Below are 10,970 nucleotides of genomic sequence, written 5' to 3' on the forward strand. Positions count from 1 at the left end.
CGAGGCGGCCTGACAGCCGACCAATTTCTAACTGATGACACCCGATCCCACTGTGGGAGCTGGCTTGCCAGCGATGGCGGCCTGACAGCCGACCAAATTTCTAACTGAATACACCCAATCCCCTGTAGGAGCTGCCGAAGGCTGCGATCTTTTGATCTGGCTCTGGCTCTGGCTCTGGCTCTGGCTCTGGCTCTGGCTCTGGCTTTTGATCTTGACTTTGGCTTTTGATTTTTTGCCCCTTCGGCAGGCCGAGCGGAGGCGTCCATCAGGGGGTAGGCGCGCAGCGCCATGCGGCGAAGCCGCATACATCGAGAGGAGGTGCAGCGAAGCAAACCGTAGGCGATGCCCCCGGATGGGCACCGTAGCGAGGGAACACTGAGCCTCAGCGAAGTGCCGTACGCCGGGGCAAAGCCTTTTGGGTTACCTTTTCGGCGTTTGGAAAAGGTGACTCGCTGTAAGAGCGAAACCGCCAGAAGCCATCACCGCAGCAACGGATATGCCCGCAAAACAAAAACCCAAATCCCAGACAAACAAAAACGCCCGGCATAAACCGGGCGTCTTGTATTGACTTGATTAGCGAGCGCGGTAAGTGATGCGCCCTTTGCTCAAGTCATAGGGCGTCAGCTCGACGCGCACTTTGTCACCGGTAAGAATACGAATGTAGTTCTTGCGCATCTTGCCGGAGATATGCGCGGTTACGACGTGCCCATTTTCCAACTCCACACGAAACATGGTGTTGGGCAGGGTGTCGACGACAGTGCCTTCCATTTCGAAGCTGTCTTCTTTCGACATGCAGTAAAGCCCTCGGTGTCCAATGAATGGCCCGGTGCAACTGCGCCAGGCAAAAGCGGCGTGCATTGTGCCCGAAAAAGGGGGTTCAAGCCAAGGGGTTTAGGGCTTGCGATTAGTTCAGGATTACCCAGCGCTGATTGATCAGCAATTCGATGGGGCGATATTGGGTCTTGTAGTTCATCTTTTTGCAGTTCTTGATCCAGTATCCGAGATACACCGCTTCCAGCCCCAGGCGCTGGCTTTCGGCGATTTGCCACAGGATCGCGAAGCGCCCCAGGCTGCGGCGCTCCTCGTCAGGTTCGTAAAAGGTGTAGACCGCCGACAAGCCGTTGGGCAGCAGATCGGTCACAGCAACGGCGAGTAACCGTCCGTCGAGTCGAAATTCATAGAAGCGCGAGAAAGGCAGGTCGCGCACCAGAAAGGTCGAGAACTGGTCGCGGCTTGGCGGGTACATGTCGCCGTCGGCGTGTCGCTGTTCGATATAGCGCTGGTACAGGTCGAAATATTCTTCGCTGAAATGCGGTTTCACCGGGCGCACCTGCAGATCGGCATTGCGTTTGAAAATGCGTTTCTGCTGGCGGTTGGGGTTGAACTGCGATACCGGGATGCGTGCAGGCACGCACGCATTGCAATTCTGGCAATGGGGCCGATACAGATGATCGCCGCTGCGGCGAAAGCCCATTTCCGACAGGTCTGCGTAGACGTGCACATCCATGGGCTGACTCGGGTCGAGAAACAGCGTCGTCGCCTGCTCCTCGGGCAGATAACTGCAGGAATGAGGCTGAGTGGCATAGAACTTCAAGCGCGCCAACTCGGTCATGATCAACCTCGGGATAAGCTGGTGAATTAAGTGTAAGCCACGCGCGCAAAAGTCGCTCAGCAAACCCAGGTGGCGCGACTGGATTGATCCAGGTGGCGGGCCAGGTAGTTGGCGAATTCGTGGCGGGGGATCGCCCGGGCGCCGAGGCTGTGCAGATGATCGGTCGGCATCTGGCAATCAATCAGAACGAATCCCGCCTCTTTCAGATGCTGCACCAGCGTGGCAAAGCCATATTTGGAGGCGTTGTCGGCGCGGCTGAACATCGATTCACCAAAAAACAGCTGACCCATCGCCAGGCCATACAGGCCGCCGACCAGTTGTCCCTCATCCCAGACCTCGACCGAGTGGGCGAAGCCGCGGCGGTGCAGTTCGAGGTAGGCGTCTTGCATGGCTTCGGTGATCCAGGTGCCGTCGGCGTAGTCCCGGGGCGCGGCGCAGGCGCGAATCACGGCTGCGAAATCCTGATCGAAGGTCACCTGGTAGCGTTGCTTGCGCAGCAGCTTGCCGAGGCTGCGCGAGACATGCAGTTCGTCGGGAAACAGAACGGTGCGCGGATCCGGCGACCACCAGAGGATTGGCTGGCCCTCGGAAAACCATGGAAAACAGCCGTGTCGGTAAGCCTGCACCAGGCGGTCGGCGGACAGGTCGCCACCGGCGGCCAGCAATCCATTGGGATCGCGCATGGCCTTTTCCAAGGGCGGGAAAGTCAGGGAATTGCGTTGTAACCAAGTCAGCATGGCGTCCAGGCTTGCAGAAGGGGAGGGCGGTGCGGGCCCGAGGCCCGCGATAAAGTGTGCCGTTAAATGACAGGAATGTCGTCCAGATACTTCGCAATGTTCGACAGGTACACGGCTTCCTCGACGGCAGTGTTGCCGCCGTCCGCTACGGCGGCCGCCTGATTGCGGTAGAAAAAGCCGTCACAGGTCGCACGAGCCGACCCCCCCCTTTGCTCGCGACGGTTTCTTCCGAGGGCAGTCCCGGATACTGCGCCGAAGCGCCGGTGGCGATGATCAGGGCGTCGCAGGTATAAGTGCCGCTGTCGCCGATGAGTTCGAACGGGCGCTGCTGCAACTTGGCGGTGTGGATGTGGTCGTAAACGATCTCGGTGGCAAAGCGTTCGGCGTGTCTCTGCATGCGCTCCATCAGTACCGGGCCGGTGAGGCCTTCGACGTCGCCGGGCCAATTGTCGCCTTCGACGGTGGTGAGCTGACCACCCGCCTGCAAGCCGGTAATGACCACCGGTTTGAGGTTGGCGCGGGCGGCGTATACGGCGGCGCTGTAGCCGGCAGGGCCGGAGCCAGGAATGATCAGGCGTGAATGCTTCGCTGCGTTCATCAAATACACCTCATAAGCCTTTGTCACAAAAGACAATGCATGCTCAAATTGAACCGCAGGATTTGTGCGGTTGGCTATGCTCAGCTATGGGGTTTGAAGCATGGCATCAGCCGTACAAACCCGTACAATGCCGGGCTGTTACAGAATATTTGTAGAGCGCTGTGTTTATAGCTGTGTTTATAAAAGCTGCGGCACAGTGTTAAAAGTAGTCTCAGATGCGCCGGTTCACTTTTTTACCTGCCTGGATTGGGCAGTTTTTTATCGTCATTCAATAGATGGACGCGCCTTGGGCGCAGGAAAAGAAGCGTTTTGAAGAAATCCACCGCAGCACCAAAAACAGTCGTTCCGCTCTGGCGCCAGCAATTGCACTACCGGCTCAAGGAAGGTGCATTGATCGCCATCGGTGCCTTGTGCCTGTTCCTGATGATGGCCCTGCTGACCTACGGCAAGGACGATCCGGGCTGGAGCCACAACAGCAAGATCGACGACGTGCAGAACTTCGGCGGCCCGGCCGGCTCCTACAGCGCCGATATCCTGTTCATGGTGCTGGGTTATTTCGCATATATTTTCCCGCTGCTGCTCGCGGTCAAGGCCTACCAGATCTTCCGTCAGCGTCACGAGCCGTGGCAGTGGAGCGGCTGGCTGTTCTCCTGGCGCCTGATCGGTCTGGTGTTCCTGGTACTGTCCGGCGCTGCGCTGGCGCATATCCATTTCCATGCTGCCACCGGTCTGCCGGCGGGTGCGGGCGGGGCGCTGGGCGAAAGTCTCGGTGATCTGGCGCGCAACGCGCTGAATATCCAGGGCAGCACGCTGCTGTTCATCGCGTTGTTCCTGTTTGGCCTGACGGTGTTCACCGACCTGTCGTGGTTCAAGGTGATGGACGTCACCGGCAAGATCACCCTCGACCTGTTCGAACTGTTTCAGGGCGCGATCAACCGCTGGTGGTCGGCCCGTACCGAGCGCAAGCAATTGGTCGCGCAGCTGCGTGAGGTTGATGACCGCGTCCACGACGTCGTGGCGCCGACCGTCACCGACAAACGTGAACAGGCCAAGGTCAAGGAACGCCTGATCGAGCGCGAGCAGGCCTTGAGCAAGCACATGTCGGATCGCGAGAAGCAGGTGCCCCCGGTCATCGCCCCGGCGCCGGTCAAAGCACCGGAGCCAAGCAAGCGCGTGCAGAAAGAGAAACAGGTGCCGTTGTTCGTCGACAGCGCCGTGGAAGGTACTTTGCCGCCGATCTCGATTCTCGATCCGGCGGAAAAGAAACAACTCAATTATTCGCCGGAATCCCTGGCTGCCGTCGGCCACTTGCTGGAGATCAAGCTCAAGGAGTTCGGCGTCGAAGTCACCGTGGATTCGATCCATCCTGGACCGGTGATTACCCGTTACGAAATTCAGCCTGCCGCTGGCGTCAAGGTCAGCCGCATCGCCAACCTGGCCAAAGACCTCGCACGTTCGCTGGCGGTGACCAGCGTGCGCGTGGTCGAGGTGATTCCGGGCAAGACCACGGTCGGTATCGAAATTCCCAACGAAGACCGGCAGATCGTGCGTTTCTCCGAAGTGCTGTCGACCCCCGAGTACGACAACTTCAAGTCGCCGGTCACTCTGGCCTTGGGCCACGACATTGGCGGCAAACCGGTCATCACCGACCTGGCCAAGATGCCGCACCTGCTGGTGGCCGGTACCACCGGTTCCGGTAAGTCGGTGGGCGTGAACGCGATGATCCTGTCGATCCTGTTCAAGTCCGGCCCGGACGACGCCAAACTGATCATGATCGACCCGAAAATGCTCGAGCTGTCGATCTACGAAGGCATTCCGCACCTGCTGTGCCCGGTAGTGACCGACATGAAGGACGCCGCCAACGCCCTGCGCTGGAGCGTTGCCGAGATGGAGCGCCGATACAAGCTGATGGCGAAGATGGGCGTGCGTAACCTTTCGGGCTTCAATGCCAAGGTCAAGGAAGCCCAGGACGCCGGCGAGCCGTTGAGCGACCCGCTGTACAAGCGCGAAAGCATTCACGACGAAGCGCCATTGCTGCAGAAGCTGCCGACCATCGTTGTGGTGGTCGACGAATTCGCCGACATGATGATGATCGTCGGCAAGAAGGTCGAAGAACTGATCGCCCGTATCGCGCAGAAGGCACGTGCCGCCGGTATCCACTTGATCCTCGCGACCCAGCGTCCTTCTGTGGACGTGATCACCGGTCTGATCAAAGCCAACATTCCGACCCGTATGGCGTTCCAGGTGTCGAGCAAGATCGACTCGCGGACCATCATCGATCAGGGCGGCGCCGAGCAACTGCTCGGGCACGGTGACATGCTCTACATGCCGCCGGGCACCAGCCTGCCGATCCGGGTACACGGCGCGTTCGTTTCCGACGATGAAGTACACCGCGTGGTGGAAGCGTGGAAACTGCGTGGCGCACCGTCATACAACGATGACATCCTCAACGGTGTCGAAGAGGCGGGCAGCGGCTTTGAAGGCAGCAGCGGTGGTGGCGACGGTGATGATGCCGAGACCGACGCGCTCTACGACGAAGCCGTGCAGTTCGTGCTGGAAAGCCGCCGGGCGTCGATTTCTGCGGTACAGCGCAAGCTGAAGATCGGTTACAACCGCGCCGCGCGCATGATCGAAGCCATGGAAATGGCCGGGGTCGTCACCTCAATGAACACCAACGGTTCGCGTGAAGTTCTGGCCCCCGGCCCGGTGCGCGACTGATTGCCAAGCAAGAGGCGGGACAATGATGTGCCGCCGCTCTCCCAACGAGTATTCAAGAGGACTCCCATGCGTCTTATCCGCATGCTGTTGCCAGTACTGGCGCTGACCACGCTCACGGCCCACGCCGATGACAAGGACGTGGCGCGTCTGACTCAATTGCTGGAAACATCGAAAACCCTGACCGCGAACTTCTCCCAGCTGACCCTCGACGGCAGCGGCACCCAGTTGCAGGAAACTCGCGGTGATATGGTCCTGCAGCGTCCGGGCCTGTTCTACTGGCACACCGAAGCGCCAAACGAGCAGACCATGGTTTCCGACGGCAAGAAGGTCACCTTGTGGGACCCGGATCTGGAGCAGGCGACCATCAAGAAGCTCGACGAGCGTCTGACTCAGACCCCGGCGCTGCTGCTCTCCGGTGACGTGTCGAAGATCAGCCAGAGCTTTGAGATCAGTGCCAAAGAGGCGGGCGGCGTGATCGACTTCACCCTCAAGCCGAAGACCAAGGACACTCTGTTCGACAGTCTGCGTCTGTCGTTCCGCAACGGCCTGGTGAATGACATGCAACTGATCGACAGCGTCGGCCAGCGCACCAACATTCTGTTCACCGGGGTCAAGGCCAACGAAGCGGTGCCGGCGTCGAAGTTCAAGTTCGACATCCCGAAGGGTGCTGACGTTATCCAGGAATAAACCCCGGATCCCGGGTCGGGTTCTTGTGGCCTGGAGCTTTTGTGGCGAGGGGATTTATCCCCGATGGGCTGCAAAGCAGCCCCAAAAAAAGGTGACTGCTGCGTAGTCCATCGGGGATAAATCCCCTCACCACAGGGTCACCAACAGGTGTCCACAGGTATTCCAACCGGTTTCAGACAATCAGAGGTTTCAACGCTACGTGATGGATCTGTTTCGCAGTGCACCGATTGCCCAGCCGCTGGCCGCGCGTTTGCGCGCGACCAATCTGGATGAGTACGTCGGTCAGGAGCACGTGCTCGCTCGCGGCAAGCCTCTGCGTGAGGCGCTGGAGCAGGGTGCCCTGCATTCGATGATCTTCTGGGGGCCGCCGGGTGTGGGCAAGACCACCCTGGCGCGCTTGCTCGCGGAAGTCTCGGACGCGCATTTCGAAACGGTCTCGGCAGTGCTCGCCGGCGTCAAGGAAATCCGTCAGGCGGTGGAAATCGCCAAGCAGCAGGCCGGCCAGTACGGCAAGCGCACGATTCTGTTCGTCGATGAAGTGCACCGCTTCAACAAATCGCAGCAGGATGCCTTCCTGCCCTACGTTGAAGACGGCACGCTGATTTTCATCGGCGCCACCACTGAAAACCCTTCGTTTGAATTGAACAACGCGTTGTTGTCGCGGGCTCGCGTCTATGTGCTGAAAAGCCTCGACGAGACAGCACTGCGCAAACTGGTGCACCGCGCACTCACCGAAGAGCGTGGCCTGGGCAAGCGCAACCTGACCCTCAGCGATGAAGGCTTCCAGATGCTGCTGTCTGCCGCCGATGGCGATGGCCGGCGCCTGCTCAATCTGCTGGAGAACGCTTCGGACCTGGCCGAAGACAACAGCGAAATGGGCACCGAGCTCCTGCAAAGCCTGCTCGGCGACACCCGACGACGCTTCGACAAGGGTGGCGAAGCGTTTTACGACCAGATTTCGGCGCTGCACAAATCGGTACGCGGCTCCAACCCCGATGGCGCGCTGTACTGGTTCGCGCGGATGATCGACGGCGGCTGCGATCCGCTGTACCTGGCGCGGCGCGTGGTGCGCATGGCCAGCGAAGACATCGGTAACGCCGACCCGCGCGCTTTAAGTCTGTGCCTGGCAGCGTGGGAGGTGCAGGAGCGTCTTGGTAGCCCGGAAGGCGAACTGGCGGTGGCCCAGGCCATCACCTATCTCGCCTGTGCGCCGAAAAGCAACGCGGTGTACATGGGCTTCAAGACCGCGCTGCGCGCGGCTGCAGAGTATGGTTCGCTGGAAGTGCCGCTGCACTTGCGCAATGCGCCGACCAAACTGATGAAGCAATTGGGCTATGGCGACGAATACCGCTACGCCCACGACGAGCCCGATGCCTACGCTGCCGGTGAAGACTATTTCCCGGAAGAGCTTGAGCCGATCCCGTTCTATCAACCGGTGCCCCGTGGCCTGGAATTGAAGATCGGCGAGAAGCTCAACCACCTCGCTCAACTCGACCGTTTAAGCCCAAGACAGCGGAGAAAATAGTGCTTCCATTGATTGTTGCGGTCTCCGTCGGCGGAATCGCCGGCACGCTGTTGCGCTTCGCCACCGCTAATTGGGTCAACGCCAATTGGCCGCGGCACTTCTATACCGCGACGCTGGCCGTTAATATCGTGGGCTGTCTGCTGATTGGCGTGTTGTACGGCCTGTTTTTGATACGCCCGGAGGTGCCGATCGAGGTGCGCGCCGGGTTGATGGTCGGCTTCCTCGGGGGGCTGACGACTTTTTCATCCTTTTCACTGGATACGGTGCGCCTGCTGGAAAGCGGGCAAGTGCCGCTGGCCCTGGGCTATGCGGCGATCAGCGTATTCGGCGGGCTGCTCGCGACATGGGCCGGCCTGTCCTTGACCAAACTTTGATAACGAGAAACCGACATGCTCGATTCCAAACTGTTACGTAGCAACCTTCAGGACGTAGCGGACCGCCTGGCTTCCCGTGGCTTTGCCCTGGATACCGCGCGCATCGAAGCGCTGGAAGAACAGCGCAAGACCGTCCAGACCCGCACCGAAGCACTGCAGGCTGAGCGTAACGCGCGTTCCAAATCCATCGGTCAGGCCAAGCAGCGCGGCGAAGACATCGCGCCGCTGATGGCGGACGTCGAGCGCATGGCGGGCGAGCTGAGTGCCGGTAAAGTCGAGCTGGACGCGATCCAGACCGAACTGGACTCGATCCTGCTGGGTATCCCCAACCTGCCGCACGAATCGGTACCGGTCGGCAAAGACGAAGACGACAACGTCGAAGTGCGCCGCTGGGGCACGCCGACGCAGTTCGATTTCGAAGTGAAAGACCACGTTGCGCTGGGCGAGAAGTTCGGCTGGCTGGACTTCGAGACCGCCGCCAAGCTCTCCGGCGCCCGTTTCGCCTTGCTGCGTGGTCCGATTGCTCGCCTGCATCGCGCCCTGGCGCAGTTCATGATCAACCTGCATGTCAACGAGCATGGCTACGAAGAGGCCTACACGCCTTATCTGGTTCAGGCTCCGGCGCTGCAAGGCACCGGTCAGTTGCCGAAGTTCGAAGAAGACCTGTTCAAGATCGCTCGCGAAGGCGAAGCCGATCTGTACCTGATCCCGACTGCCGAAGTGTCGCTGACCAACATCGTGGCCGGTGAAATCGTCGATTCGAAACTGCTGCCGATCAAGTTCGTCGCCCACACCCCGTGCTTCCGCAGCGAAGCCGGCGCATCGGGTCGTGACACTCGCGGGATGATCCGTCAGCACCAGTTCGACAAAGTCGAGATGGTCCAGATCGTCGAGCCGTCGACCTCGATGGAAGCGCTGGAAGGCCTGACCGCCAACGCCGAAAAAGTCCTGCAGCTGCTGGGTCTGCCTTATCGCACCCTGGCGCTGTGCACCGGCGACATGGGCTTCAGCGCCGTGAAGACCTACGACCTGGAAGTGTGGATTCCGAGCCAGGACAAGTACCGCGAAATTTCCTCGTGCTCCAACTGCGGCGACTTCCAGGCCCGCCGTATGCAAGCGCGTTTCCGTAACCCGGAAACCGGCAAGCCTGAACTGGTACACACCCTGAACGGTTCCGGCCTGGCGGTCGGTCGTACACTGGTTGCCGTGCTGGAAAACTACCAGCAGGCCGACGGTTCGATCCGCGTGCCGGACGTACTGAAACCGTACATGGGTGGCCTTGAGGTCATCGGCTAAATGAAATATCTGCCGCTGTTTCACAACCTGCGCGGCAGTCGTGTGTTGGTGGTCGGTGGGGGGGAAATTGCCTTGCGCAAATCCCGCCTGCTGGCCGATGCCGGTGCGCTGCTGCGGGTGGTCGCACCTGAAATCGAAGCGCAACTGCGCGAACTGGTCACTGCCAGCGGTGGTGAATGCCTGTTGCGTGGTTATGTGGAAGCGGATCTGGACGGCTGCGGCCTGATCATCGCCGCCACCGACGATGAAACGCTCAACGCCCAGGTCTCCAGCGATGCCCATCGACGTTGCGTGCCGGTCAACGTGGTCGACGCGCCGCAGTTGTGCAGCGTGATCTTCCCGGCGATCGTCGATCGCTCGCCGCTGATCATCGCGGTGTCCAGCGGCGGCGATGCGCCAGTGCTGGCGCGGCTGATTCGCGCCAAGATCGAAACCTGGATTCCTTCGACTTACGGCCAGTTGGCCGGCCTTGCCGCACGTTTCCGCAATCAGGTGAAAAACCTGTTGCCGGATGTGCAGCAGCGTCGCGGGTTCTGGGAAGACGTGTTCCAGGGCCCGATTGCCGACAGGCAACTGGCCGGGCAGGGCGCCGAGGCCGAGCGTCTGTTGCAGGCCAAGATTGATGGCGAGGCGGACATCACCACCGGTGAGGTGTATCTGGTGGGCGCCGGACCGGGCGATCCGGACCTGCTGACCTTCCGCGCCTTGCGCTTGATGCAGCAAGCCGACGTGGTGCTTTACGACCGCTTGGTCGCGCCGGCGATTCTTGAGCTGTGCCGTCGCGATGCCGAGCGTGTCTACGTCGGCAAGCGTCGCTCCGACCATGCGGTTCCGCAGGACCAGATCAATCAGCAACTGGTGGACCTGGCCAAGGCCGGTAAGCGGGTGGTGCGCTTGAAGGGCGGTGACCCGTTCATCTTCGGTCGCGGCGGTGAAGAGATCGAAGAGCTGGCGGCCCATGGCATTCCGTTCCAGGTGGTGCCGGGGATCACGGCGGCCAGCGGTTGCGCGGCGTATGCCGGGATTCCGTTGACCCATCGCGATTACGCGCAATCGGTGCGTTTCGTCACCGGTCACCTGAAGGACGGTTCCACCGATCTGCCGTGGGCCGACCTCGTCGCCCCGGCGCAGACGCTGGTGTTCTACATGGGCCTGGTGGGCTTGCCGGTGATCTGCGAGCAGTTGATCCAGCACGGTCGCCGCGCGGACACCCCTGCAGCGTTGATCCAGCAGGGCACCACGGTCAATCAGCGGGTCTTTACCGGGACGCTGGCGGACCTGCCGCGCCTGGTGGCGGAGCATGAAGTGCATGCGCCGACGCTGGTGATTGTGGGTGAAGTGGTGCAGTTGCGCGAGAAACTGGCGTGGTTCGAAGGGGCTCAGGCGCAAGTTTGAGTCAAAAGCAAAAAAGATCGCAGCCTGC

The 10,970-nt window shown here is 60.6% G+C and carries 9 protein-coding genes and 1 pseudogene; 6 read left to right on the plus strand and 4 right to left on the minus strand.

Translation table 11 applies throughout. The features are described from left to right. Positions 1 to 573: 573 nt before the first annotated feature. The 4 genes and pseudogenes from infA to HT737_RS26090 all read right to left on the minus strand — a co-directional run. Positions 574 to 792: a translation initiation factor IF-1 gene (gene infA, locus HT737_RS26075; RefSeq protein ID WP_002553999.1), complete on the minus strand. Its 219-nt coding sequence runs from the start codon at positions 790 to 792 to the stop codon at positions 574 to 576. Between the two features lie 112 nt (positions 793 to 904). Then, positions 905 to 1,612 carry an arginyltransferase gene (locus HT737_RS26080; protein ID WP_182404278.1) on the minus strand — a complete coding sequence of 236 codons (708 nt, stop codon included), beginning with the start codon at positions 1,610 to 1,612 and terminating at the stop codon, positions 905 to 907. A gap of 56 nt (positions 1,613 to 1,668) precedes the next feature. Further along, complete coding sequence (aat, locus tag HT737_RS26085; RefSeq protein WP_095666942.1) at positions 1,669 to 2,349, minus strand: leucyl/phenylalanyl-tRNA--protein transferase; 681 nt, start codon at positions 2,347 to 2,349, stop codon at positions 1,669 to 1,671. 89 nt (positions 2,350 to 2,438) lie between these two features. Further along, positions 2,439 to 2,947, minus strand: a pseudogene (locus tag HT737_RS26090) (FAD-dependent oxidoreductase); the annotation flags it as partial. Positions 2,948 to 3,256: 309 nt separating this feature from the next. Between HT737_RS26090 and HT737_RS26095 the strand changes: the two are divergent. The 6 genes from HT737_RS26095 (at position 3,257) to cysG (ending at position 10,942) form a co-directional block, all read left to right on the plus strand. Continuing rightward, positions 3,257 to 5,665, plus strand: coding sequence for a DNA translocase FtsK (locus HT737_RS26095; protein ID WP_182404279.1), 2,409 nt, complete (start codon positions 3,257 to 3,259; stop codon positions 5,663 to 5,665). Positions 5,666 to 5,731: 66 nt separating this feature from the next. Continuing rightward, the gene (gene lolA, locus HT737_RS26100) at positions 5,732 to 6,352 is read left to right on the plus strand and encodes an outer membrane lipoprotein chaperone LolA (RefSeq protein ID WP_041074219.1); all 621 of its coding nucleotides are present in this window, start codon (positions 5,732 to 5,734) and stop codon (positions 6,350 to 6,352) included. A 202-nt stretch (positions 6,353 to 6,554) separates the two neighbouring features. Next, complete coding sequence (locus tag HT737_RS26105) at positions 6,555 to 7,877, plus strand: replication-associated recombination protein A (RefSeq protein WP_003223849.1); 1,323 nt, start codon at positions 6,555 to 6,557, stop codon at positions 7,875 to 7,877. Continuing rightward, complete coding sequence (gene crcB, locus HT737_RS26110) at positions 7,877 to 8,251, plus strand: fluoride efflux transporter CrcB (protein WP_041074221.1); 375 nt, start codon at positions 7,877 to 7,879, stop codon at positions 8,249 to 8,251. Before HT737_RS26105 ends, crcB begins: the two co-directional genes overlap by 1 nt. A 15-nt stretch (positions 8,252 to 8,266) precedes the next feature. Next, the gene (gene serS, locus HT737_RS26115; RefSeq protein ID WP_003223852.1) at positions 8,267 to 9,547 is read left to right on the plus strand and encodes a serine--tRNA ligase; all 1,281 of its coding nucleotides are present in this window, start codon (positions 8,267 to 8,269) and stop codon (positions 9,545 to 9,547) included. Next, entirely contained in the window at positions 9,548 to 10,942 is a 1,395-nt protein-coding gene (gene cysG / locus HT737_RS26120; RefSeq protein ID WP_182404280.1) for a siroheme synthase CysG, read from the plus strand. It begins immediately after the preceding gene. The last annotated feature ends 28 nt before the right edge of the window (positions 10,943 to 10,970 follow it).

Source organism: Pseudomonas sp. MD195_PC81_125, from assembly GCF_014060985.1.
GTDB lineage: Bacteria > Pseudomonadota > Gammaproteobacteria > Pseudomonadales > Pseudomonadaceae > Aquipseudomonas > Aquipseudomonas parakoreensis.

Coding starts and splice junctions, on each gene's coding strand:
- aat (WP_095666942.1), bottom strand. CDS start 2,349: ATGCTGACTTGGTTACAACGCAATTCCCTGACTTTCCCGCCCTTGGAA.
- HT737_RS26080 (WP_182404278.1), bottom strand. CDS start 1,612: ATGACCGAGTTGGCGCGCTTGAAGTTCTATGCCACTCAGCCTCATTCC.
- cysG (WP_182404280.1), top strand. CDS start 9,548: ATGAAATATCTGCCGCTGTTTCACAACCTGCGCGGCAGTCGTGTGTTG.
- lolA (WP_041074219.1), top strand. CDS start 5,732: ATGCGTCTTATCCGCATGCTGTTGCCAGTACTGGCGCTGACCACGCTC.
- serS (WP_003223852.1), top strand. CDS start 8,267: ATGCTCGATTCCAAACTGTTACGTAGCAACCTTCAGGACGTAGCGGAC.
- infA (WP_002553999.1), bottom strand. CDS start 792: ATGTCGAAAGAAGACAGCTTCGAAATGGAAGGCACTGTCGTCGACACC.
- HT737_RS26105 (WP_003223849.1), top strand. CDS start 6,555: ATGGATCTGTTTCGCAGTGCACCGATTGCCCAGCCGCTGGCCGCGCGT.